This is a genomic window from Pseudoxanthomonas sp. (assembly GCF_002863005.1).
Lineage (GTDB): Bacteria > Pseudomonadota > Gammaproteobacteria > Xanthomonadales > Xanthomonadaceae > Pseudoxanthomonas_A.
On sequence record NZ_PKDG01000009.1, the window covers coordinates 1 to 24,099 of the forward strand.

23 protein-coding genes are annotated in these 24,099 nt (G+C 68.1%); 11 read left to right on the forward strand and 12 right to left on the reverse strand.

Translation table 11 applies throughout. The annotated features are described in order from the left end of the window. Nucleotides 1-2,224 (reverse strand): TonB-dependent receptor (locus CYU89_RS02155; protein WP_296278576.1); only part of this gene is annotated, 2,224 nt, incomplete at its 3' end. Nucleotides 2,225-2,276: 52 nt separating this feature from the next. Continuing rightward, nucleotides 2,277-3,698, reverse strand: a complete 1,422-nt coding sequence (locus tag CYU89_RS02160) for a transglutaminase domain-containing protein (RefSeq protein ID WP_296278770.1) — start codon at nt 3,696-3,698, stop codon at nt 2,277-2,279. Between the two features lie 259 nt (nt 3,699-3,957). On the opposite strand from CYU89_RS02160, the gene CYU89_RS02165 reads away from it, so the two are divergent. The 5 genes from CYU89_RS02165 to CYU89_RS02185 are packed head-to-tail and all read left to right on the forward strand — an operon-like array spanning nt 3,958 to nt 9,459. After that, on the forward strand, nt 3,958-5,406 hold the full coding sequence (locus CYU89_RS02165; protein ID WP_296278577.1) for an SH3 domain-containing protein: 1,449 nt from the start codon (nt 3,958-3,960) through the stop codon (nt 5,404-5,406). Further along, nucleotides 5,403-6,500 (forward strand): dipeptide epimerase, encoded by a 1,098-nt coding sequence (locus tag CYU89_RS02170; RefSeq protein ID WP_296278578.1) that lies wholly within the window; start codon nt 5,403-5,405, stop codon nt 6,498-6,500. The genes CYU89_RS02165 and CYU89_RS02170 overlap by 4 nt, the downstream gene beginning before the upstream one ends. Nucleotides 6,501-6,554: 54 nt before the next feature. After that, nucleotides 6,555-7,412: a MurR/RpiR family transcriptional regulator gene (locus tag CYU89_RS02175; protein ID WP_296278579.1), complete on the forward strand. Its 858-nt coding sequence runs from the start codon at nt 6,555-6,557 to the stop codon at nt 7,410-7,412. Continuing rightward, nucleotides 7,412-8,200: a L,D-transpeptidase family protein gene (locus CYU89_RS02180; RefSeq protein WP_296278580.1), complete on the forward strand. Its 789-nt coding sequence runs from the start codon at nt 7,412-7,414 to the stop codon at nt 8,198-8,200. Before CYU89_RS02175 ends, CYU89_RS02180 begins: the two co-directional genes overlap by 1 nt. Further along, entirely contained in the window at nt 8,197-9,459 is a 1,263-nt protein-coding gene (locus tag CYU89_RS02185) for a dicarboxylate/amino acid:cation symporter (protein WP_296278581.1), read from the forward strand. Before CYU89_RS02180 ends, CYU89_RS02185 begins: the two co-directional genes overlap by 4 nt. A gap of 160 nt (nt 9,460-9,619) precedes the next feature. Here the strand turns inward: CYU89_RS02185 and CYU89_RS02190 are convergent, their stop codons facing one another. Continuing rightward, complete coding sequence (locus CYU89_RS02190; RefSeq protein WP_296278582.1) at nt 9,620-10,039, reverse strand: transposase; 420 nt, start codon at nt 10,037-10,039, stop codon at nt 9,620-9,622. A 282-nt stretch (nt 10,040-10,321) separates the two neighbouring features. Between CYU89_RS02190 and CYU89_RS02195 the strand changes: the two genes are divergently transcribed. Beyond that, nucleotides 10,322-10,903 (forward strand): Ax21 family protein, encoded by a 582-nt coding sequence (locus tag CYU89_RS02195; RefSeq protein WP_296278583.1) that lies wholly within the window; start codon nt 10,322-10,324, stop codon nt 10,901-10,903. A gap of 152 nt (nt 10,904-11,055) precedes the next feature. Here the strand turns inward: CYU89_RS02195 and CYU89_RS02200 are convergent, their stop codons facing one another. From CYU89_RS02200 to CYU89_RS02220, 5 genes are all read right to left on the reverse strand, one after another. After that, a complete protein-coding gene (locus CYU89_RS02200) occupies nt 11,056-12,093 on the reverse strand; it encodes an NAD(P)H-dependent glycerol-3-phosphate dehydrogenase (RefSeq protein WP_296278584.1) in 1,038 nt (345 codons plus the stop codon). 47 nt (nt 12,094-12,140) lie between these two features. After that, the gene (secB, locus tag CYU89_RS02205; RefSeq protein WP_296278585.1) at nt 12,141-12,659 is read right to left on the reverse strand and encodes a protein-export chaperone SecB; all 519 of its coding nucleotides are present in this window, start codon (nt 12,657-12,659) and stop codon (nt 12,141-12,143) included. Nucleotides 12,660-12,764: 105 nt separating this feature from the next. After that, nucleotides 12,765-13,208, reverse strand: a complete 444-nt coding sequence (locus CYU89_RS02210; RefSeq protein WP_296278586.1) for a rhodanese-like domain-containing protein — start codon at nt 13,206-13,208, stop codon at nt 12,765-12,767. Nucleotides 13,209-13,271: 63 nt separating this feature from the next. Continuing rightward, nucleotides 13,272-13,694 carry a hypothetical protein gene (locus CYU89_RS02215; RefSeq protein ID WP_296278587.1) on the reverse strand — a complete coding sequence of 141 codons (423 nt, stop codon included), beginning with the start codon at nt 13,692-13,694 and terminating at the stop codon, nt 13,272-13,274. Nucleotides 13,695-13,720: 26 nt separating this feature from the next. Continuing rightward, on the reverse strand, nt 13,721-14,179 hold the full coding sequence (locus CYU89_RS02220; RefSeq protein ID WP_296278588.1) for a YiiD C-terminal domain-containing protein: 459 nt from the start codon (nt 14,177-14,179) through the stop codon (nt 13,721-13,723). A gap of 16 nt (nt 14,180-14,195) precedes the next feature. Between CYU89_RS02220 and CYU89_RS02225 the strand changes: the two genes are divergently transcribed. Genes CYU89_RS02225 through CYU89_RS02235 form a run of 3 tightly spaced genes read left to right on the forward strand, consistent with a single transcriptional unit; the run spans nt 14,196 to nt 17,295 of the window. Next, nucleotides 14,196-14,966 (forward strand): uroporphyrinogen-III synthase, encoded by a 771-nt coding sequence (locus CYU89_RS02225; RefSeq protein WP_296278589.1) that lies wholly within the window; start codon nt 14,196-14,198, stop codon nt 14,964-14,966. Between the two features lie 44 nt (nt 14,967-15,010). Further along, entirely contained in the window at nt 15,011-16,039 is a 1,029-nt protein-coding gene (locus CYU89_RS02230) for a uroporphyrinogen-III C-methyltransferase (protein WP_296278590.1), read from the forward strand. Further along, the gene (locus CYU89_RS02235) at nt 16,036-17,295 is read left to right on the forward strand and encodes a heme biosynthesis HemY N-terminal domain-containing protein (protein WP_296278591.1); all 1,260 of its coding nucleotides are present in this window, start codon (nt 16,036-16,038) and stop codon (nt 17,293-17,295) included. Before CYU89_RS02230 ends, CYU89_RS02235 begins: the two co-directional genes overlap by 4 nt. A 3-nt stretch (nt 17,296-17,298) precedes the next feature. Here CYU89_RS02235 and CYU89_RS02240 read toward each other — a convergent pair whose 3' ends face one another. Both CYU89_RS02240 and CYU89_RS02245 read right to left on the reverse strand, forming a co-directional pair. Further along, complete coding sequence (locus CYU89_RS02240) at nt 17,299-18,291, reverse strand: DUF4349 domain-containing protein (RefSeq protein WP_296278592.1); 993 nt, start codon at nt 18,289-18,291, stop codon at nt 17,299-17,301. Between the two features lie 86 nt (nt 18,292-18,377). After that, nucleotides 18,378-19,262: a hypothetical protein gene (locus tag CYU89_RS02245; RefSeq protein WP_296278593.1), complete on the reverse strand. Its 885-nt coding sequence runs from the start codon at nt 19,260-19,262 to the stop codon at nt 18,378-18,380. Between the two features lie 135 nt (nt 19,263-19,397). Here CYU89_RS02245 and ggt point away from each other — a divergent pair, with 135 nt between their 5' ends. Continuing rightward, nucleotides 19,398-21,143, forward strand: coding sequence for a gamma-glutamyltransferase (gene ggt / locus CYU89_RS02250; protein ID WP_296278594.1), 1,746 nt, complete (start codon nt 19,398-19,400; stop codon nt 21,141-21,143). Between the two features lie 22 nt (nt 21,144-21,165). Here the strand turns inward: ggt and CYU89_RS02255 are convergent, their stop codons facing one another. Beyond that, entirely contained in the window at nt 21,166-22,446 is a 1,281-nt protein-coding gene (locus CYU89_RS02255; protein WP_296278595.1) for an acetyl-CoA C-acetyltransferase, read from the reverse strand. Between the two features lie 107 nt (nt 22,447-22,553). Here CYU89_RS02255 and CYU89_RS02260 point away from each other — a divergent pair, with 107 nt between their 5' ends. Beyond that, nucleotides 22,554-23,438 carry a hypothetical protein gene (locus tag CYU89_RS02260; protein WP_296278596.1) on the forward strand — a complete coding sequence of 295 codons (885 nt, stop codon included), beginning with the start codon at nt 22,554-22,556 and terminating at the stop codon, nt 23,436-23,438. A 78-nt stretch (nt 23,439-23,516) separates the two neighbouring features. On the opposite strand, the gene CYU89_RS02265 is transcribed toward CYU89_RS02260, so the two are convergent. Further along, nucleotides 23,517-24,089 carry a superoxide dismutase family protein gene (locus CYU89_RS02265; protein WP_296278597.1) on the reverse strand — a complete coding sequence of 191 codons (573 nt, stop codon included), beginning with the start codon at nt 24,087-24,089 and terminating at the stop codon, nt 23,517-23,519. Nucleotides 24,090-24,099 lie beyond the last annotated feature (10 nt).

A 24,099-nucleotide genomic window follows, 5' to 3' on the forward strand; every position in this document is an offset into this window, starting at 1 on the left:
ACAGGGTGGTGCTCTCGCCCGGATTGATGATCGGCCAGTCGCCGGAGTACCACGGGCAACCCGCGACGTGGTTGATGCGCGCATCCTCCACCGCCCGTGTGACCTTGCGATACGTCGCATTGACGCCGTACGACCAGGCCTGGTTGATCGCCTGCTGGAAACCGAGGATGTACTCGTCCTGGAAGACCTGCTTGAGGTCCCTGGCGACGGCGGTGCGCACATCGTCCGGCGCAGGCGCGTTGCCATCCGTGTTCACCGGACCGATCTGCGGCCCCAGGTCCGGGACCAGGTACGTCGCACCGGTGACCGGGTGCGTCTGCTGGATCCAGCCATTGAGCACGTAGTAGGTGTGCTCGTCCGTGGTGCCGCCACCGAAGTAGTCGGTCAGCTTGTTGGTGAGCGGAATGTAGTAACGACCGGCGTTGCCGAAGAGCTTGGTCGTGCCGTCGCCCTTCATGTCCCAGCTGAAGCCGACGCGCGGCGCCATCATGTCCGAGAAGTCGGCCTTGGCGAAGGTGGCGCCGGAGGCGAGCTTGTTGTGGAACTTGTCGAAACGCAGGCCCAGGTTCAGCAGCAGGTTGGGCGTGACGCTCCAGTTGTCCTCCACATAGAACGCCTGTGCCTCGGTGGTGACGGGAGAGCCCGTGATGTAGCGGCGCGCGTCGATGATGCGGGTGACGCCTGCCGGCACCAGCGCACCGTTGGGCAGCACGGCGCCGGCATTCGCGGCCTGCGCCTGGTAGCTGACGCCGTCGCCCGGGTAGACCACCGAGCTGTCCGAATCCATGATCTCCTGGTCCAGGCCGAAGCGCAGCAGGTGATCGCCCAGCGTCCATTCGAAATCCAGGCGCGCCGCTTCGCGCTTGTCGTAGCGACTGCTGATGCTGGTGTCGGTCGGGTGGCAACCCTCGGGGATCGTCTCCGCCCCGAAGCGGGTCGTGTAGCTGCCGGACCGGGTGACGATGCTGCAGTCGGCGTCGAGCGGCGTACCGCTGAGGGCACTGCGCTCGTTAACGCCGTACATCGCCTTGGCGGTGAAGTTGTCCCCGAAGTGTCCCGTGTACGTCAACGACCAGTTATCGCCGCCGGAACCCGCGGTACTGCCGCCCCGCCAGTTGCCCAGCATGCCGGTGTCCCACGTGTAGCCGTACTTGGTGGTTTCCGAGTCCGCCTTGTCGGAGAAGGCGAGCAATTCCAGCGCGTGGTCATCGTTGATACGCCAGTCCAGCTTGGCGCCCCAGAAATCATTGTTGCTCTTGGTCTTCCAGGCCTCGATCGTGTCGATGTCCTTGGGCTGGCTGTCGCGCATCTCGTACATCGCGAAGAAGAACAGGCGGTCCTTCACGATCGCGCCGGATGCCCACACGTTGGCCTTGTAGAACGGACTCGTGTCGCGGCTGGTGCGGTTGCGCTCGTCCAGCGTGCCATCGCGATGGAAGTGGTCTTCCTTCGAGGCTTCCCATGCGGAGGGCTCGAGCGTCAGCTCCGCACCGGCCTGGAATTCGTTGCTGCCCGATCGCGTGACCGCATTGATGACGCCGCCGGTGCTGCGCCCGAATTCCGCCGAGTAGCCGCCCGTCTTGACCTGGACCTCTTCGTAGAAGCCGAACGGCACCGACGAGAAGCCCTGGCGGCGGTACGGGTCGGTGACATTGAGTCCGTTGATGTAGATGGCGTTCTCGGCGACCGAGGAGCCCCCGAAGGACAGGCCGCCGAACGTCGCGCCCGAATTGACGACGCCCGGCGCAAGCAGGGCGACGGAGCTCAGGCTCTGGTCGACCGGCAGGCGCGCCAGCTCCTGGCGGTTGATGTTGGTCGCGGACTCCGTGGACCGCACGTCCACGCGATTGACAACGCGCGAACCGACCACCTGTATCGCGTTGAGGTTCACCACGGCGCCGTCGCCGCCCAGGTTGACGGTGGTGGTCCCGCCCAGCGAGACATTGACCGCCACGCCATCGCCCACGTCCTGGCCGGCGCGCTTGACCTGCAACTGGTAGTCGCCGACCGGCAACTGGGCAAGGCGGTAGCCGCCATCGCCGCCCACGGTCACCGAGCGCGTCGCGCCGGTGGCGGTATTGGTGATCGTGATCTGGTCGCCCGCGTTCGCACGGCCCGCGACCGCGCCCGTCGCGCTCTGCGCCATCGCCAGGGGCGCCATCGACGCCAGGCAGGCACCCAGCGCCATGCCCAGTGCCGCCTTCTTCAGAACCTTGCCTTTCATCCCCGCTCTCTCCTGCTAAAGATGGTGGTGAATCGTGTGGTGGTGTGTTTCGTCAGCCGCGCCCGTCCCGGGGCAGCACGGTCCATTCGAACTGGTAATCCCACTGGTCGAAGTAGAGGTTCCCGCCCCGCCACTCCACTTCCCCGCGCTGCAGGTCCACGGTCTCGGACCGGGCGTGCTGCTTGGCGGGGATGAACTCGCGCGAGTAGTCGTCGTTGAAGGCGACGCGGTAGGCGTCCAGGCCGCCCAGGTAGAACCAGCGCAGCGCCGGATCGTCCGAAGCCAGCTGGCCGGTGGTCACATCCATCGGGACCCAGCCGTAGGGCGCCAGGTACAGCGCGCCCCAGTCGTGCATGGTGTCGTGGCCCTCCACGTCTTCGGAGTACGCCCACCCGGACTGCCAGCGCGCGGGAATGCCGTTCATGCGCAGCAGCGTGATCAGAAGCAACGTCTGCTGGCCGCAGTCGGCATGGCCGGCGCGGAAGGCGTAGTCGCTGATGTTGCTGATGGTCGAGTACTCGCGCGCGCCGGCCCAGGGGATGCGGTCCACGGCGGCGAACAACTTCTGCGCGATGCGGTACGGATTCTTCTCGTCGCCGACGACCTGCTCGCTGAAGCGACGAAGGTCATCGCTGAAGACCACGTGCGGCGACCGCTCGGCGAGGAACGGCGCCAGCGCCGGCGTGGCGGTCACGGGCTCCACCCGCTCGGGATCGATCGCCACGCGGCGTGCATGCACGGTGACCTCGTATGTCACCGAGAACGTGGTCGGCTGTCCCGCGAGGGCAGGCTGCTCGAGGTAGGCGGTGCGCTGCAGCGCGCGTTCGGGCGCGATCTGCGGGCGCGCGGGCTGGCTGGCGACCAATGCGATCGCCTCCTGCTGCCCCGCGATGGCGCGTGGGTACGGCAGCCAGGCGCGGATGGTTTCGCCTGCGGGCACCGCATCCGGCTTCACGCTCACGGTATGGGTGATGCGTACGCGCCGCGGCAGCACGCTGCTCGCGGCGGTCGCCTTGCTGACCTGCACCACGTCGCGATGATGGCGGTGCAGCGCTTCGTATGGCCCTTGGGCGAACGGTCGCACCGGCGGCGCGCGACGCGCGGCCGCTTCCGGGCTAATTCGGAACAGGTTCGACGCCGACCGGTTGAAATAGAGGGGCCGGCCGTCGATGTCGAGCCGCTCGATCAGGCCCGCCCGGTCCCAGCGCTGGAATTCCTCATCGCTCAGGTCGGGAATCTGCGCGCGCACGCGCTCGCGCACGGCGTCGGCATCGAGGGCGAAATCCAGCCGGATGCGGCGCATGCGCTCGCGCTGGAACTGCAGGGCCTGCCGACGGGCATCATCCGCCGCCCCGTCCGCAAGCGCCCGGGCGATCGCGTCTTCCGCCTGCTGGAAATGCCCCCGGTCGATGTCGGCGACGATGGCCGCGAGCGGATCGCCGGCCTCGGCCAGGCCGGGCACCGGGAGTACCATCGGCCACCCGCACAGCGACAGCCACGCCGCCAGGCGCCGTCGGGCCCGCCTGTCGCGTCCTGCCACCACGTGCTGGTTCCTGCTCGCATCCACGTCGCACATCCCCACGCCGACTGGTCGCGGTTGTGTAACACGACGTGAACGCAAGGGTCAATAATTTATTCTTGATTTTTATGACGGAAGAAATAAATATTCTTGTGGAAACCGCCCCGGCCATGGCGTCATGGTGGCGGGCGAGGGTTCTGGAAAAGGGGATGGGATGAACACACCGATGTCGTACCGGCCCAGGGACCGTGCAGGTCTGCCGCAGGCGCTGGGTGCGCTCGCGCTGCTCGGCGGGTTGTTCGCCGCGCTGCCGTCGATCGCGCAAGAGCCGCTGGCCGTCCCGGCGCATGCCGTCATCGGAGTACAGGCGCGGCATCTCCAGCCCGAGGACTGGGTCCGCCGCCTGTCCGCACCGGACCGCCTGCTGCTGGACACCCGGGGCGTCGCGGCGCAGAACGAACAGATGTGGCAGCGCGATCGTCATGTGCATGACCTGCAACGCCTGCCCGCGGAACTGACGCGCGCCGACGTGCGCGCGTGGCTCGACCCGTTGTCCTCGGCTCCCACCCGGACGCTGTACGACGACAAGGGACGCGACATCACCCGCGAACAGCTCGCCGGGTTCGTCGCCAACGCAGCACTGGATGCCATTCCGACCCGTGCGCCTGCACGCTACGGCCTGGTCGTGCATCGCGCCGACCTGCGCACGTTCCCGACACGCGAGCACGTATTCAGCAGCAAGGACGACACCGATATCGACCGATTCCAGGAAAGTGCGCTGTTCCCCGGCACTCCGGTCGTGATCGCCCACACCAGCGCCGACGGCGCGTGGTACTTCGTGGTAAGCCCGCTCTACGCCGCCTGGATCGAGAGGCGCCACGTCGGCGAAGGCGCCCGCGAGATGGTGTTCGGTTACGGCGCCGGCCCGTCCGCGCTGGTGGTCACCGGCGCCACCGCGCGCACGGTCTACAACCCGGAAGAACCCGGACTGTCGGCATTGCAGCTGGACATGGGCGTGCGCGTCCCGGTGCTGGCCGACTGGCCGGCTGACAAGCCGGTGAACGGGCAGCATCCCTATACCTCGCATGTCATCCAGCTGCCGGTGCGCCGCGATGACGGCACGCTCGCACTGTTGCCCGCGCTGTTGCCCAGGACGGCCGATGTCGCCCCCGACTACCTGCCGTACACCCCGGCCAACCTGCTCCGCCAGAGCTTCAAGTTCCTGGGCGAACGCTATGGCTGGGGCCACCGCTACGACAGCCGCGATTGCAGCGGCTTCGTCTCCGAGGTGTACCGCAGCATGGGCATCATCCTGCCCCGCAACACCAGCGCCCAGGCGGTCAGTCCCGCGCTCGAACGCATCGGCTTCGACGCCGGCGACAGCCACGAGAAGCGGCTGGAGGTCCTCCGCAGCTTGCAGGTCGGCGACCTGGTCTACATCCCCGGCCACGTGATGATGGTGATCGGACACGACAACGGCACCACCTACACCATCCACGACACCACCGGCATCACCTATCGCGGCGCCGACGGCCGCGTGGTCCGCACCACGCTCAACTCGGTCGCCGTCACGCCGCTGGAGCCCTTGCTGTTCAACAGCGAGCAATCCACCGTCGATCGCATCACCGCCATCCAGCGCATCCGTCCCCAAGGGGCTCCATGAAGATCACAGACATCACCTTCGGCATGCTGCGCGTGCCGCTGAAGACACCGTTCAAGACCGCGCTGCGCACCGTCGACACGGTGGAGGACATCGTGGTCATCGTGCATACCGACACCGGCCATGTGGGCTATGGCGAAGCGCCTGCCACCGCGGTCATCACCGGCGACACCCACGGCTCGATCGTCGAGGCGATCGGCAAGTTCATCCGCCCGCGGCTGATCGGACAGGAGATCGCCAACCTCAACCACATCACCGACCTGGTGCAGACCGCCCTGGAGCGCAACACCAGTGCCAAGGCGGCCGTCGAGATCGCGGTGTACGACCTGTGGGCGCAGCTGTACGACGCGCCGCTGTACAAGATGCTCGGCGGTGGCGACCCGGTCATCACCACCGACATCACCATCAGCGTCGACTACATCGACAAGATGGTGGCCGACTCGATCAGCGCGGTGGAGCGCGGCTTCGAGTCGCTGAAGATCAAGGTGGGCAAGGACATCGGGCTGGACATCGAACGGGTCAAGGCCATCTACTCCGCGGTCGAAGGCCGGGCGCTGCTGCGCCTGGACGCCAACCAGGGCTGGACCGCCAAGCAGGCCGTGTTCGCCATGCAGCACCTGGAGGACGCCGGCGTCGTCCTGGAACTGCTGGAGCAGCCGGTGAAGGCGCGCGACCTGGACGGCCTGAAGTACGTCACCGACCGCGTGCACACGCCGGTGATGGCGGACGAGAGCGTGTTCGGCCCGACCGAGGTCATCGACCTGATCAAGATGCGCGCCGCCGACATCATCAACATCAAGCTGATGAAGACGGGCGGCATTTCCAACGCCATCCGCATCGCCGACATCGCCTCGCTGTACGGCGTGGAGTGCATGATCGGCTGCATGATCGAGACCAGCATCAGCGTGGCCGCCGCCGTGCACGTCGCGGCAGCGAAGGCCAACGTCATCACCAAGGTCGACCTGGACGGACCCTCGCTGGGACAGTTCAACCCCGTCGAGGGCGGGGTGATCTTCAACGAGTCGGAGATCACCATCACCGAAGCCCCGGGCCTGGGTATCCGCGAGATCCGTGGCCTGGAGATGCTGCCGGGCTGAACCCGGTGGCGATGGCCCGTTGTCAGCACCGTCCACCGCCATCACACTCACGCCATGACAACCTCCCTGGTGAAGATCCGCTCCGAACGCGACCAGATGTCGGCCATCGAACGCCGCATCGCCGACTTCATCCTCGACAACGCGCACCTGCTGCGCGACTACTCGTCGCAACAGCTCGCCAGCGCGCTCGGCATCAGCCAGTCCAGCGTGGTGAAGTTCGCGCAGAAGTTCGGGTTCAAGGGATACCCCGACCTCAAGTACACCATCGGCGAAGCCGTCGCCCGCAACGGCAATGGCCACGCGATGCCGCCGCACGCCGAGAGCGAGGACGCCGGCGATGCCTACCAGCAGCTGCAGGACGGCCTGCGCCGCAGCAAGATGGCGGCCGAGGAGGAAACCCGCAGCCTCAACCCGCGCGCGCACATCGAGCCGATCGTCAGCCTGATCGACGGGGCCGACAAGGTGTTCGTGTGCGGCCTGGGCGACGATGGCCTGTTCGCGCGCGAGTTCGCGATGCGCCTGTCGCTGCTGGGACTGCTGACGGTGCACCACGCCGATCCGATCCTGATGATGGCCAACCTGTCGGCCGTGCGTCCCGGCGACGTGCTGCTGATGTTTTCCGAGTTCGGCAAACTGCCCGAGCTCTCGCAGGTGAGCCGGCAGTTCCAGGCCTGTGAGGGCAAGGTCATCTCGATCACGCGCCATACGGCCAATCCCTTGCGTGCGCACGCCGACGCCGCGCTGGTGATCTCGGCGCATGATCCCGCGCCGCACGTGGAACAGCTGCTCTATCGCTCGTCGCTGCAATCGCTGCTCGACTTCGTGTTCGTGCTGCTGTGCCAGTCCAATCCGGACCGCAACCGTCAGCTCGCCATCAACCTCGAACGCATCCACCATCTGCTGGAGTCGTGATGCCCTTACTGTCGTTTCCGCGTCTCCCGTTGGGATCGTTCGCGCTGACCCTCGCCCTGATCGCGAGCAGCGGCCCTGCACTCGCCGCCGATGCGCCCGCGTCGCAGCCCTGGCGCGACGCGCGCCAGCTGGTGCTGGTGGTGACCGAGGGATGGGATGCTACCGACGCTACGTTGCAGCGTTTCGAGTTGCGCGACGGCCGGTGGCAGGCGGCGGCGGCCGCAGCGCCGGTTTCGGTCGGACGCCATGGCAGCGCCTGGGGTCTGGGCCTGCACCCGGTGCAGGCGCAGGGACCGCAGAAGCAGGAGGGCGATGGCCGTGCCCCCGCAGGCGTGTTCACGCTGGGCGAGGCCTTCGGCTATGCCGACAAGGCCGACACGGCCATGCCGTACCGCGCGATGCAGGCGACCAGCTATTGCATCGACGTGCCGGATTCCCCGCTCTACAACCGCATCATCGATACGCGCACGGAAGGCGAGGCCGCCGCGAAGGGCTCGACCGAGCCGATGCGGCTGGACCTGCACAACAAGGGCGATGTGCGCTATCGGGAGGGCCTGGTGATCGGCCACAACCCGAAGGCCACGCCGCGCGCCGGCAGCTGCATCTTCGCGCACCTGTGGCGCACGCAGGGCGAGCCGACCGCCGGCTGCACGGCGATGGCAGCCGAGACGATGGAGGGTGTGCTGCGCTGGCTGCGCCCTGATGCGCGCCCGGTCTTCGTGCTGCTGCCGCGTGCCGAGTACGCGCGCCTGGCGCATGACTGGCAGTTGCCGGAGGCGGTGCGATGAGGTGGCCAGGCGCCACGGCGCGCGTGCTTCTGGGTCTTGCCGCCGGTGCCGTGGTAGGCCTGGCGCTGGCGCACTGGTCACCTGCGAGTGCCGCCACGGCGGTCGCCATCGCGCAGCCCATCGGGAAGCTGTGGCTCAGTGGACTGCAGATGACGGTGGTGCCGCTGGTGCTGTCGCTGGTGATCCTGGGCGTCGCGACGGCGAGCGATGCTGCGGCTTCCGGCCGCGTGGCGCGGCGCGCGATGGTGGTCTTCATCGCCTTGCTGTCGCTGTTCGCGGCCTACGCGGCCATCGTCGCTCCACTCATCCTGTCGATGGTGCCGCCGAGCGCCGCGTTGACCGCCACCTTGCATGGCACGCTGCCGGCCTCCGGTGAGGTTGCCGCGCCGGGGCTGGCCGACTGGATCGGTTCGATCGTTCCCAGCAACGCCATCATGGCGGCCGCCCAGGGCGCCATGCTTCCGGTAGTCGTTTTCGCGCTGTTCTTCGGATTCGCGCTGACGCGCGTGCAGGAGGATCGCCGCGCGCAGATCATCGGGTTCTGCCACGGGATCGCCGACACCATGATCGTGATCGTGCGCTGGATGCTGCTGGCAGCGCCGATCGGCGTGTTCGCCCTGGTACTCGCTGTGTGCGCGCAGGCCGGTATCGGCGTCATCGGTGCGCTGGCGGGTTACATCGCCCTGCAGTGCGGCATGTACCTCGGCGCGACGCTGATCTGCTACGTGCTGGTCGCGGTGTTCGCGCGGCAATCGCCGCTCGCGTTCGCAAAGGCGATCCTGCCCGCGCAGGTCGTGGCTGCCAGCACGCAATCCTCGCTCGCCTCGCTGCCGGCGATGGTGGAGAGCGCGCGCTTCCGCCTGGGACATCCGCGCGCCGTCGCCGCGCTGGTGTTGCCCATGGCGGTGACGCTGTTCCGCATCACCAGCCCGATCCAGTACATCGTGGCGGCATGCTTCGTCGCGTGGGCCTATGGCATCGACGTCAACGCCGTCACGCTCGCCGCCGGCGCCGCACTTGCAGTGGTGATCAGCCTGGGTTCGATCGGCCTGCCGGGCCAGGTGAGTTTCATGGCCACGGTGATGCCGGTGACGCAGTCGATGGGCCTGCCGATCGAACCGCTGGGCCTCCTGTTGGCGGTGGACACCATTCCCGATGTGTTCGCCACGACGGGCAATGTCACGGGTGACCTGACCGCCACCAGCATCGTCGCGCGCCAGTCGCCCGACGCCCACGATACGGATATCCCCACAGGCTGATGCCATCGCCCTCGTTGTCAGGCGTGCGGCGACCGATGTCGCCAGCGTCTGCGCGCCGTGCTGCGATGTCTCGATGGCCGATGGCGTCTGTGTTTGCCGCCCTGCCCCCGCCATGCACCGGCGCATGTCGGCATCTCCGGTTCCCGGATCCGGCGCGCCCTCAGAACGGCGTGAATCGCGGACCCGAGCGGCGCGCAAGCGACGCAGGGTGGTGCGAGAGCCTGTACGTGCTGACGAGTTGGCGGAGCGGATCGGCAATGTCCGCGTGCGCCTGCAGCGACGCGATCACGTCATCCCAGATGCCGTCCTGTGCCCAACGGGTGAAGCGGACATAGATGCTGTGCCACCGCCCCCATGCCAGGGGCAGCCGGCCCCATGGTTGCCGCGTGACGGCGACCCACAGCACCGCTTCGAGGAATGCCCGCGTCCGCTCGCCATTCAGGGCACGCGCGCGGACCAGAGGCGGCAACGCGGCCAGGATCGCCTCCCAGCGTGCATCGTCCAGTCGCAGCATGTCGGTCTGATCGACCCCGTCTTCGCGTTCCACCCCGAGCACCGGGTTCCTGTCTTGTCCTTCCATCCTGCGTGTCTCCTGACGCCCCGGAAAAACATGCGCGTTTGCACGCGCTGCGGTATCCATCCGCTTGCTGTTTCATTCGTCGGGACGCCACGAAACGGGACACACTTCATGCCCCGACGGGAATTGCAATCGCGCAACTGCTGAAAGTTCCCATCGTGTCCGCGCAATTTATGTACCGCTAAGTTTGGTATTCAGGAGGTGTTGTGAGCGGCGGCGGATACTTCGTGCACCGTCGCTTCCCTGGAGCGACGGACACACAACAACTAGAGAGAAAGACGTCCCATGAAGAAGTCCTTGCTTGCCCTGACCCTGTTGGCTGCCGCTCCGTTCGCCGCGTCGGCCGCGGAAGGCGTTTCCTACAACTATGTGGAAGGCGGCTACACCGCCACGAACATCGATGGCCCCGATGCCGATGGTTGGGCATTGAAGGGATCTGTCGCGCTGCACCCGAATTTCCACGTCTTCGCCGACTACAGCACGCAGGAAGTCGACGACGTCAACGTCGATTTCGACCAGTGGCGGGTCGGCCTGGGCTACAACCATGAGCTGTCCCAGCGCGTCGATCTGCTGACCCGTGTTGCTTACGAGAAGGCCAAAACCGACAGCTTCAACGTCGGCGGCGTCCGCGTCCCCAGCTTCAGCGCAGACGGTTACAGCGTCGAAGTCGGCGTAAACAGCGCGCTGACCAGCCGCCTCAACGGCTACGCGCTGGCGGGTTATGAAGATGGCGATGACTACGACGGCGAGTTCTACGGCCGTCTCGGCGCGCAGGTGAAGTTCACCCCGAACTGGAGCGCCTCGGCCGACGTCAAGCTGGTCGACGGCGACACCCAGTGGTTCGTCGGTCCCCGCTTCAGCTGGTAATCCGCAACGCTCCCCTCGCGACGCGTCCTCTCTCCCCGCGTCGCACCCCAAAGCCCGGCCCCACGGCCGGGCTTTTCTTCGTGTGATGCACCCCATTGCGCAAAGAAAAAGCCCGGCATTGCCGGGCTTGTCTCGTCGCATGTCGACGGCACTTACTTGAACAGTGTTTCCGGGTATTCCGGCTTCTGTTCGCGCGAGAGCAGGTGCTGCAGGCCATCGCGCGGGGTCAGGTCGCCATGCAGCACGGCGCGCACCGCGCTGGATATCGGCAGGTCGATGCCGTGCTTGTCCGCCTGGCGCATCACTTCGTCGGCCGTCTGCACGGACTCGACGACCTGCCCGATCTCGCGCACCGCGTCCTGCAACGACTGGCCGCGGCCCAAGGCCAGGCCAAGGCGTCGATTGCGCGACAGGTCACCGGTACATGTAAGCACCAGGTCGCCGAGACCGGCCAACCCCATCAGGGTTTCCGGCTTGGCGCCGATCGCCGCGGACAGGCGCAGCATCTCGTTGAGGCCGCGCGTGATCAGGCCGGCCCGGGCATTCAGGCCCAGCTGCATGCCGTCGGAAACACCGGTCGCCACGGCCAGCACGTTCTTCATCGCACCGCCGAGTTCGGCACCGACCATGTCGTCGCCGGTATAGGCGCGGAACGCGGGGCCGTGCATCACGTCGGCGACCGCTTGCGCGAACGCCGGATCGGCGCCGTGCACGGTGACGGCGGTGGGGAGGCCCAGCGCGACTTCCTTCGCGAACGAGGGACCGGTGACGACCGCGATCGGCACTTCCGGACCCAGCACCTCTTCGGCGACCTCATGCAGGAAGCGGCCGGATCCTGTTTCGAAGCCTTTCGTCGCCCACGCCACCCCCGCCCTGGCCGGGCGCAGAGGCGCCAGCTTGTGGAGCGTCTCGGTGAAGGCGTGCGATGGCACGACGACCAGAACCTGGTCCACATCGGCGAGCGAAGTGGCCAGGTCCGTGGTGGCGCGCAGGTTGTCCGGCAGGGGAATACCGGGCAGGTAGCGGGTGTTCTCGTGCCGCTGGTCGATCGCCTCGGCGACGGCGGCATCGCGGCCCCACAGCGTGACCGCGTGCCCGTGCCTCGCCATCAGCGCGGCGAGCGCGGTGCCCCAGGAACCGGCCCCGAGCACCGCGATCTTCAGCGGATCAGCGGATTGCAGATCAGTCATCCGTCACCCCTGTACGACGCCATCCCGACGGGACAGTGCACCCCGACTCAGGCGTTGCCGACGGGTTCCGAATTGGCCAGGCCGGCATCGCCGCCCTGCGCGGCGCGCTGGCGCAGCGATTCGGCGTACAGCGCTTCGAAGTTGATCGGCTGCAGGAAGAACGGCGGGAAGCCGCCGGCCTGCACCAGGTCGCTGACCAGCTGGCGCACGTACGGGAACAGGATGTTCGGGCACTGGGTGCCGAGCAGCACGTCGACCGCCTGCGGCTCCAGGCCGATCAGGCCGAAGATGCCCGCCTGCTGCACTTCCGCCACGTAGGCGGTCTTGTCGCCGGCCTTGCAGGTCAGGGTCACGCCCAGCACGACTTCGAAGGCGTTCTCGCCGAGGCGCTGCACGCGCTGGTTGAGGTTGAGCTGAAGCTCCGGCTGCACGTTCTCGGCGTAGACCGCCGGCGCACCGGGGACTTCGAAGGAAACGTCCTTGACGTAGATCTTCTCGACAGTGAAAGCGGGGCCAGCGGCTTCGGCGGCAGGCGCGACCGCGCCGTTGGTGGTCTCGTCGGACATTTCTTTGACTCCGGAATCTGGATTGCGGCGGTGAATGGAAATTATGTCATGGCGGCTCGCGGGGCCCGCTTCAAGGGCGGGTCCGCGGCCACGGGAACGGACGGATCAGCGGCCCTTGACCAGCGGCAGGTCCGCCTGCTGCCAGGCGGCGATGCCGCCCTCGAGCGCGTAGACCTTCTCGAAACCCGCCTTCTTCAGGCGTTTGGCAGCGCCACCGGAGACCTGGCCGGTGCGGCAGACCAGCACGACGGGCTGCGACCTGGCGCCGGCCAGCAGCTTGTTCTCGGGGTCGAAGTTGCTCGGCAGTACGTTGCGGCTGCCCGCAATGTGGCCTTTCTCGAAGTCGTTGCTCGCCGACAGGTCCACGACCAGGGCGTTTTCGCTGTTGACCAGATGGGTCAGCTCGGCGGGGCGAAGTGCCTTGTAGCCGCGGAACATGCGCGCGATCTCGGTGTAGACGATGGCGACCGTCAGGCCCACGAGGGCGAGCGACAGGATCTGGTTGAAGGGAGAACGGGTGGCGAAAGCCAGGATTTCTTCGAAATTCACGGAGTTGGCGATCTTCGAGCGGGCGGCGATTGTCGCACAGGACGCCGCCGGGGCGTCGCTCGCTTATTCGCCGTTCCAGAGGTCGGGCAGGCCCACCACCAGCCACCAGCGCTTCACTTCCGGATCCCACCGCCAGCGTTCGCGGTAACGCATCGTCCGTTCGGCCATGGTGTGCTTGTTGATGACGCGCAGTTCGATCGCGCGCTCGACGGTTCCGTCGGGACCTCCGCTGGTCGACAGGTCCCGGTATCCCGATATCTGCACCTGCTGGTAGCGCTCGAACTCCAGCTCGGTCATCGGATGCTCGGCCTTGTAGGCCGGGTCGACGGCCTTCCAGGCATTCTCGAAGTCGCCCCAGCGGATCGAGGCCGCATACGCATCCTGGACTTCCTGCAGCTTGCCGCGCTGCAGGCGGCCTTGCGCCGCCGCGGGCACCAGCGCCAGCACCAGTCCCGCCGCCAGCAGCCATTTCACGATCACGCGCATGAGCACCCCCCGGTCATGCCGGCATGCTACCGCTTCGCGATGGCGACGAACCGCCCGCTGAGCGTGGTAGCCATTCCGCCTTCAGGCAACCGCACGCTCGCCTCCACCTGGATGCGGGCGCGACCGCGCTGCACGAGCGTGTCGATGAAGGCCTCCATCGACTGGCCTTCCGCGAAGGTCGCCTCCGCGACCAGGTCGCCATAGAGCGGTGCGAGGTAGCGGATCTGGCTGTCGGCCACGTAGACCTCGGCTTTCAGTCCGGCCAGCCGCAGCTTCAGCGTCACCAGACCCCAGCCGGCCACCGTCATCAGCGAGGTCAGGCTGCCCCCGAACGCATTGCCCTTGTCGTTGACGTTGGCCGACAGCGGCGCCGTCAACCGCAGGACGTCGTCGCGGAATCCCTCCACCTCCACGCGCATCGCTGCCACCGGCGGCATGCCGCGGCAGTAGTCGCTCAGTTCCTGCAGGGCTTCTTCGGGACGCATCACTCATAATCCGCGCATGGGACATCCAACGCCGCCGGCATGGTACGTCATCTCGCTGCGGCCCCAGGGCGCGCACGACGCACTCAGGCGCGCCGCGCGCCGCCGCGGCGCCGGCCTGCTCGCCCTTTCGCCCTGGCGCATCCGACGCTGCGACGATGGCGCGGCGCGCGATGCCTTGCGGGCTGCGCTGGCGTGCCCGATCGTGGTGTTCACGAGTCCGGCCGCGGTCGCTGCGGCCCATGCGCTGCAGGCCCTGCGCGACCGGGACGGACAGGTCTGGCTGGCCGTAGGCAGCGGTACTGCCGCCGCGTTGCGGCGCGCCGGCATCGGACACGTCTCGTTTCCCGCACGAATGGACAGCGAAGGCCTGCTGTCCCTGCCCGAACTGGCCAGCATCCGCGGCACACCCCTGGGCTTCGTCACCGCGCCGGACGGTCGCAACCTGCTGGTTCCGACGCTGCACTCCCGCGGCGCCCGCGTGCACCTCGCGGAGGTCTACCGGCGCGAGCCAGTGGCGCTGGATGCCCGCGCGATCGAGGCGTTCGCCGCCCTGGATGCGCCTGCCTGCCTGCTGCTCAGCAGCGGCGCAGCACTCGAACAGGTGCTGGCGCAACTTCCGGGAAGCCTCGCCGCCCGGTTCAAGGCCTTGCCGGTGGCAGCCGCTAGCCAACGCCTGGTGGACGCGGCACGCGAAGCCGGCTTTGCCCACGTGGTGCTCGCCGAGGGACCGCGACCGGCCCAACTGATGAAGGCGGCGTGCACGATCGGCTGCCCCGGCATCCGGTAGCATCTGCGGCATCCATCACGTTTCGCCTGCCGCCAAGGACGCCTGTGAACGACCAGCCCTCTTCTCCGCACGGTTCCGGCTATCGCGCGCGCCTGGCGTGGGCGGCGCTGGCGGTGGTGGTGGTCGGTATCGGCGCGTGGCGGGGCTGGGCGTGGTGGCAGGAACGCGACGCGCGCGCGCAGACGCTTCAGTCGGCAGCGGAGCAACGCCTTGAAGCGCTGGAGTCGCGCACCGATGCCCTGCGTCGCGACCAGCGTGCGCAGGCACAACGCCTGCTGGACGCGGCGGCCACCAACCGCGTGCTGCGCGACGAAGTGCTCGGCCTGGGCCAGCGTGGTGCGCTGCTCGAGGAGAGCGTGACCAAGCTCACCGATCCCACCCGCCATGGCGCGCAGGCGCTGCGGCTGGATGAAGTGGAGTTGTTGCTCTCGCAGGCCGCGCAGCGGCTGGACATCGCACGCGATGTGGCGGGTGCGCGGCGGGCATACGCGTTGGCTGCCGGCGTCCTTGACGGGATCGACGACCATCGACTGCTCAACCTGAAACAGGCACTGGCGCAGGAGCGCGCGGCGCTGGATGCGCTCGGCGAGGGTCCGCAGGCGACAGCCATGAAGCGGCTGGAGGCGATCGCCGCCGCCCTGCCCGGATTGCCGCGCGAGCGGGACGCCGTCGCCGACCAGGCGTCGCGTCCGGCCTGGCAACGGTGGCTGTCACCGCTGGTCGACGTGCGTCCGACCCGCGACAGCACGCTGGTGACGCCGGAAGACCGCGCCACCGGCGACGCGGCGCTGCAGATCGAGATCAGTCTGGCGCGGGCTGCGCTGGAGCGCGACGACGATGCCGCCTTCCGCGCCGCACTGGCGCGCGTCGAGGGCTGGCTGCCGCGCTTGTGGCCCGATTCACCCGCACGACGGCAGGTTCACGCGCAGTTGCGCACATTGCAGGCGACGCCGGCGCCGGTCCGTCCCACGGAACTCGGCAGCACGCTGCAGCAGCTGCGCGCACTGCGCAGCGCGGGCGTGCGCCTGCCGGTGTCGACGCCATCCACCGATCCGCAGGAGGCCGCGCTATGAAGGTGTTCCGTACCGTGGTGGTGCTGTTGGTGCTGCTGCTGGCCGGCGTGCTGGCGTCGCAGTGGATGGCGACCACCGATCGCGATCTCGGCGAGGTGTTCATCCGGTTCGCAGGGTACGACCTGCAGACCAATGTCCCGCGCGCACTGCTTGCCCTGCTGTTGATCACGGCCGCGGCCTGGTTGTCCTGGCACCTGCTGTCGCTGCCGTTCCGCGCATGGGGCCGCCATCGTCGCAAACAGGCGCGCGCACGGCTCATCGATGGCCTGGACGCCCTGCACGCCGGGCATTGGCAGAAGGCGGAAAAGCTGCTCGAACGCGCCGCAGACGACACGGAAGTCGGTGCCATCGCGCGCGTGGCCGCGGTGCGCGCGGCGCAGGCGCGTGGCGACGATGCGGCCGTGCAGCGCCATTTGACGGCACTGCGCGAGCGGTCCGTCCAGGCGCACGCGATCACGGCCGCGCAGATCGCGCTCGATGGCGGACAGCCTCAAGAAGCACTGGCCTTGCTGGATGCCGTCGACGTGCAACCCCTGCCCCCGCGCGGCCTGGCACTGCGCGCCGATGCGCTCGCGGCCACTGCCCGCGCAGGTGAGGCCTATGGCTTGTTGGGCGCATTGAAGCAGCAGCAGGCCTTGGCGCCGTCCGCGTTCGACGCGCTGGAGATCCGCCTGGCGACACAGTCGTTGCGCGAAGCGGCCGACCCGAACGTGCTGGCCGAGCGCTGGGAAGACCTGACCAAACCCTTGCGCGTGCAGGCGCCTGTCGTGGCCGCCTACGCGGAGCGGGCCGCCGCGCTGCGCTGGGAGGACGCGGCGACGCGCAGCATCGAACAGGCCCTGGAGTCGCGCTGGGATGAAAGCCTCGTGGCCCTGTACGGCCGCCTGCCGGTGGGCAAACTGGATTCCCGTCGCGCCAGCGCGCAGCACTGGCTGCACGCGCACCCGGCCAGTCCCGCCCTGTTGGTGACGCTGGGGCGGCTCGCGCGGCAGCAGGGCCAGTGGACCGCAGCGCAGGAATTCCTCCATCGCGCGGTCGCGCAGGGCGCCGGCGCCGACGCGTGGGAAGAGCTGGCCACCGGCTTCAACGAGGCGGGCGACACCGTGTCGGCGCAGCAGTGCCATGCCAACGCGGTGAAGGCCGCGCGGGGAGAAGCGCCGGTTCGTTTGCCGGTGCGCGACATGCGGCAGGAAATCCATGACGCCGCCGTCGTCGAAGAGCGCGACGCGCACGGCCTGCCGCGGCTCAAGGAGTGAGGATCACGCGGCGGACGGCTTCCTGCGCCAACGGCGCCACCCGATCACCGCCGCCAGCACCACCAGCCACACCGGCCACAGGGCAGCCAGCGCCACCACGACCTGCTGGCCGGCACGCCAACCCACCCTCAGCGCATCGCCCAGCTGGCTGAAAAAGCCGGGTCCGTTGTCGCGGAACACGGCATCCACGTCCACGCGCTCTGCCTTGCGTACCTGCACATCCTGACGCAGCGACAGCGTGATGGTGCTGAACGCCACGCGGTCCTCGAACTCTTTCTGCGCGATCACGGCTTCGTCGCGCTGGCCACGCGCTTCGCCACGCGCTTCGATGGCGTCGGCCTTGTCGCCGAGCTTGCCGCCTGCCTGCACCGCGTCGCCGAGTTCCTGCTGCTGGTCCTGTGCGCGCTGCCGCGCCAATTGCTGACGCAACAGCTCGAACTGCGCATCGCGCGCACTGAAGTTGCGGCGCTCCAGGAACTCCATCTGCGATGCGATGGCACGCAGGAATACCTGGGTCCGCTCGCTCGGCACGCGCACGGTCAGTTCGCCCTGTAGCCGGTACTCGGAAAGCTCCAGTCGCTTGCCGTCGCCGATCGGTCGGCTCTGCACGCGCTGCACTTGTGCCTGGATGTCGTTGTCGACGGTGAAACCGCCCTGCTTCGCGACTTCATCCTCGATCGCCAACGCCGTGCGGTAGACATCCTTCACCTGAAACTCCGCGGCGGCGGTGCGGATGAAGCGGCGTTGCGGATCCACCTGCACCAGCACGTCGGAGGCCAGTTGCGAGGCATCGACGCCCGGTGTCTGCAGCGGTGGCGGTTCCAGGTTTTTCTCCGGTGGCGCCGCTGCTGCGGCATTAGCGGCTTCGGCCATCGCCGGGGCGGACTCCATCGCCACCTCTGCGTCGGCCGGGGCCATCTCGTGCTTGCTGCAGGCGGTCGCCAGGGCCAACAGGCCCAAGAAGGAAACGACAAGGCACTTCCTGTACATGCGCATGGGAACTCCGGAGAGAGGAAAAAGGCGTAGCCGGATGGCCGTGCCGCACTCCAACGCGCGGCGGCGTCGAATGGGGTCGCGAGGCGTCATGGCGCCTTCGTCGTCGGTCCGGGTTCGCAGATCACGCAGCGGCCGCCGGGGTGCTCGGCGTTTCGCACCGACTTTAGGATGCGACGGGCTTCTGCCTGGCGCCGGGCGACGGTTGCGGTTTCTTCGGCGCCGTAGCGTTCGGCCAACGCGTACAGCACGACGACGTTCTCCATCGGACCTCCCGCCATGTTCAACGCCGCCCAGTCGGACAGCAGGTTCGCCACTACTGGATCCTTCGGCAGGACGAACTGCATGCGCTCGCCCAGCTGGTAGGCGAAGGCCTGATTCAGTGCGTACGCGTCGACACGCCGGCCGTCGTTGCCGGCCGGCAAGGTGGCAGGCAGTGGCGGGACCGTTGCGTCGCCGAACTGTAGGCCCGCAATCGAGTACCTCGCCAGGCGCACGGGATCCTTCGCCGACGCGAGCTTGCTCTCCAGGATCCGCGCGTGCAGCCATTCGGTACCGAAGTGTTCCGCCGGATTGCGCTGGATGCCCAAGCGTATCCAGGCCAGCGCCGGCGCGTCGTGGCCGGAAAGCTCCAATGCCGTGCCCAGATTGGCTGCTGTCTCGTGGTGGCCAGGCCAGCGACGCTCGATGGACAGCAACAGCTGCGCCGCCCGCGAGTGCTGGCCCTGGTACATCAGCAGGATGGCGAGCTTGGTCAAGTTCTCCAGGTCCGGCACCGACTGGGCCTCGGCGATGAGGCTCCGCGCGTTCCGCAGATAGTGCTTCCTGACCTCGTTCGACGTCAGTCTCGCTTCCAGCTGTTCGCCGACGTCATCGTGGACATCAAACTGCCGCCCCTGATGATCGGTCCCGATTGCGTTGACGCAAGCCTGCACCGGACCTGCCGCACCGAAGGCAAACGCCGCCAGCAGCATCCATCCCTTGTGTCGCATCCTGCCGCCCCCCTGCCTGCATCCCATAACGCACGCTATCCGATGAGCGGCCACAGGGGAACGGGGGTGGGCCGTGGGCGTGTGACAATCGGATCAGCTGCCCTTCGGTAATCCGCGATGACCCGAACCCTGCACGTCCTGCTGCTCATGACGCTCCTCGTCATCGTGCCGGCGCAGGCGGAGACACCGGTCGCCCGGGGAACCGGCGGCGCTGCCGCGACGATCAGCGAGCAGGCCACGCAATCCGCCATCGCGATCCTGGACCAGGGCGGCAACGCGGTCGATGCCGCCGTCGCGGCGGCGGCGACGCTCGGGGTGACCGATCCTTTCAGTTGCGGCATCGGCGGCGGCGGTTTCATGGTGGTCTACCTGGCGAAGGATAGGCGGGTCATCACGATCGATCATCGCGAGACCGCGCCGGCTGCCACCACGCCGGCACTTTTCATCGAAGACGGCAAGGAGATGGACTTCGACACCGCGATCGCCAGCGGGCTGTCCGTCGGCGTGCCCGGCACCGTGCGCGGCTGGCACGAGGCGTTGCAGCGGTATGGCTCGATGTCGCTCGCGCAGGTGCTCGCGCCTGCGATCACGGTCGCGGAGGAGGGCTTCACCGTCGACGCCAACTTCTCACGCCTGGCGGAAGTGAACGAACGCAAGTTCAACCGTTTCCCCGCAACGGCGGCGTTGTACCTGAGGCATGGCAGGGCCATCCCGGCCGGCACCCTGCTGCGCAATCCCGATCTCGCCCGCACGTACCGCCTGCTGGCGGACGGCGGCGTGGATGCGTTCTACGCGGGCCCGTTGGCGGGCGCCATCGTCGACACGGTCAACCGCCCACCGACCGCGCCGGGCGTGTCGGTGCGCGGTAGCCGCATGACACTCGCCGACCTGGCCAACTACGAAGCGCGCCTGCGTCTGCCAGTGCATTCCACCTATCGTGGCTACGACCTCTACGGCATGGCGCCACCGAGCAGCGGCGGCGTGACCGTATTCGAAGCGCTGAACATCCTCGAGGGCTACGACCTGAAGACGATGCCGCGTGCGCAGGTCGAGCATCTGTATCTGGAAGCAAGCCGCCTGGCCTTCGCCGACCGCGATGCCTACCTGGCCGACCCGGAGTATGTCGATGCGCCGGTGACGGGCTTGCTGAGCAAGGACTATGCGGCACAGCGGCGTACGCTGATCGCTCGCGACAAGGCCGCATCAGGGCGCGTGGCCGCCGGCGACCCCTATCCGTTCCAGCAGGATCCCAGTCATCCCCTGCGCTCCACACCGCGCGCACTGCCCCCTGAAAACACGCACACCACCCACTTGACCGTGTCCGACAAGGACGGAAACGTCGTCGCCTATACCTTCACCATCGAAGACTGGGGCGGCAGCGGCATGGTGGTGCCCGGTTATGGCTTCCTGCTCAACAACGAGCTGACCGATTTCGATTCCACCGCGCCGCATCCGAACATCCCCGAACCCGGCAAGCGCCCGCGCAGCAGCATGACGCCGACGATCGCGCTGAAGGACGGCAAGCCCGCATTCTCGATCGGCAGTCCGGGCGGTTCCACCATCATCACGACGGTGCTGCAGACCATCGTCAACTACATCGATCTCGGCATGCCGATGGACCAGGCGATCGACGCGCCGCGACTGTCGCAGCGCAACGGCCGGACGACAGACATCGAACCCGGTTACGCAGACAGTGCCGAGGCGAAGGCGCTCGTGCAGCGCGGGCAAGGCTGGTCAGCGGTCCCCGAGGAAATCGGGGCCGCCAACGCGTTGGTGTTCCATCCGGATGGCACGGTGACCGCCGTGAGCGAAGGCCACCGGCACGGCGTGGGCAGTGCCAAGGTGCAGGCGCCAGCGCACTAGCGGGCCGGCGCAAGGCGACCGCTTACCGCTCGATGATGGCGACGACGCCCATGCCGCCTGCCGTGCAGATGGACACCAGCGCACGGCCGCCGCCGCGCTGCTTCAGTTCCTTCGCCACCGTGGCGACGATACGGGCGCCGGTGGCGGCGAACGGATGGCCCGTCGCCAGCGAGGAGCCATTCGGATTCATCTTGGCCGGATCGATCCTGCCCAGCGGTGCGTCCAGGCCCAGGCGGTTGCGGCAGTAGTCCTCGCTCTCCCACGCGCGCAGCGTGCACAGCACCTGGGCGGCGAAGGCTTCGTGGATCTCGTAGATGTCGAAATCCTGCAGCGTCAGGCCGTTGCGCTTGAGCATCTCCGGCACGGCCACCGTCGGCGCCATCAGCAGGCCTTCGCCGTGGACGAAGTCGACCGCCGAGACCTGCGCGTCCCTCAGGTACGCGAGCGGCTCGTGGCCGTGCGCCCTCGCCCACTCGTCGCTGGCCAGCAGCACCGCCGCGGCGCCGTCGGTCAGCGGGGTGGAGTTGGCGGCGGTCAGCGTGCCGCGGCCCGAGGTCTTGTCGAAGGCGGGCTTCAGCGTGGCGAGCTTCTCCAGCGACGTGTCGGGACGCAGGATGTTGTCGCGCTCCAGGCCGCGGAAGGGCGCGATCAGGTCGTCGAAGAAGCCGCGCTCGTACGCGGCGGCCAGCTTCTTGTGCGACGCGACGGCGAGTTCGTCCTGCGAATCGCGGGAGATGTTCCACTCCTTCGCCATGTCCTCGCAGTGCTCTCCCATGCTCTTGCCGGTGCGCGGCTCGGCCACGCCGGGGAATTCGGGCTTCAATTCGCCGAACTTGAAGCCGCTGACCAGCGCCTTCAGCTTGTCCTGCGTGGTCTTGGCCCGGTTGGCGGCCAGCAGGCGCGCGCGCAGCTTCTTGCCGTAGACGATCGGCACTTCGGAGGTCGTGTCCGACCCGCCGCCGATGCCGGACTCGATCTGGCCCAGCGCGATCTTGTTGCCGATGTGGATGATGGTGTCTAGGCTGGTGCCGCAGGCACGCTGCAGCGTGATGCCCGGGGTCAGCGGCGACAGGCCGGAGGAGAGCGCGGCCTCGCGGCCCAGGTTCCAGTCGGACGAATGCTTGATCACCGCACCCATCGCCACTTCGCCGAGCTGCTGGCCATGCAGGCCGAAGCGCTCGACCAGCGCGCCCAGCGTGCGCACCGACATGCCCAGGTTCCCCACATCCGCGTAGGCCGTGTTCTGGCGGCAGAACGGAATGCGGACGCCGCCGAGGATGGCGACGGGGCGGGGTGCGGGCATGGGGACCTCGGTCTGGATGGCGATGACGGGACGGTGAAGATGCGCCTGCGTACGGCAGGCATAATGGGGGAGTGTAATGCGCCCCTCCATCGCCTCCAACCGCTGACATGACTCGATCCACAACCAGCCCTGTCGTGATGGGCGTGATGGCCCTGGAACTGGCAGCGGGCAGTACCCCTCGGCGTGCCGCCCTGAGTGCCGCCGATGCGAGCGGCCTGGCGGAAAAACTCGGCCGCGACCTGGCGACGCATGCGCCGCAGGTGCGTGACCTGGATCTCGTCTTCGCGGGCGCGCATTTCGATCCCGCCGAAGCGCTGCGCCCCGGTTGGCCGCTGCACCAGCGGCTGCGCGAGTTGCACCAGCGGGCACCGGGACGTGGCGACGGGGCGCGGGTGATCGCGTTCGGCGCCGACGACACCGGGGACATCCCGATGCCGCTGCAGGCCGACGACGGCTTGCGCGGCGGCCTGCTGCGCGTGCTGCCCTTCGTGCTCAGCGGCGACGTCCCCGCGGTCGAAGCGGTGGCAGAACGGCTGGAGAGCGTCCTGCTGGAAACCGGGATGGCCCAGGCCGATACCGCGCTGCTGGCGCAGACCGCATTCGGCGCGCAGATCGAACACGCACGCTACATGACGCTGCACGATCTCGCCGCCATGACCGCGATGCAGTACGACCATGGCGGCCTCGGCGCACTGTGGCCCGTGATCGAAACCGCCCTGATGGCCCCGACCGAAGAGGCGTGGCTGGATGCCGTGCCGGAACCGCTGCTGCGTTACGCCAGTGGCGAGGTCCACATCGCGCTGTTCGAACCGATGGCCTGGCGGGCGCGCTATGCGACGCAGGAAGCGACCGACGAACGCCTCGAACGCGCCTACCAGCATTTCCAGGCCCGCCAGCAGCAGATCGCGGCCGTGCTGGAAGCGCATGGGATCCCGGTGACGTTCGCGCACTGCCCCGCCAAGGCCGATGCGCGGGACACCCTGCAGTCGTAGCGTGCGCCATGCGCACGACCATGAGAACCACACATCATGCGGTCGTGCGCGTGGCGCACGCTACGATGTCGGGTGGTACTACTGGGTGACCTTGATGATCCCGCAGGCGACGCGCGCGCCTGCGTTGCCGGCCGGCTGGCTGGCGTAGTCGTCCGGCGCGGCATGCACGATCAGCGCGCGTCCGGCGACGTCGTTGACGGCACCGCCACCCAGCGTGACGCCTTCGAGGTGCGCATCCACCTTGGCCACGCCGTCGGCATTGGCGGTCAGGTTGTTCATGTCGCCGGCATGGTGCGCGCCGCTGCCGGCCTTGCCGTGCGCGGCATTGAACGGGTTGAAGTGCGGCCCCGCGCTGCTGGCGTCGGCGGCGCTGCAGTCGCCCTTCTCATGGATATGGAAGGCGTGCGTGCCGTTCGCGGGCAGGCCGCCGATCTCACCGGTCAGGTGCAGGCCCTTGCCCATGGGCGTGAGGGTGACGCTGCCGCTGACCAGGCTGCCGGACGCCGATGCCAGCACGGCGACCGCCTGCCTGGCGGTACTGGTGGTGGGGACGACGGGCGTCGCCGTTGACGACGGCGACGACGACGACGGCGTGGTGCTGCATGCCGCGAGGGCGAGGGCAGAAGCGGCGGCCAGCAGGACGATGCGCATGAGAGGGCTC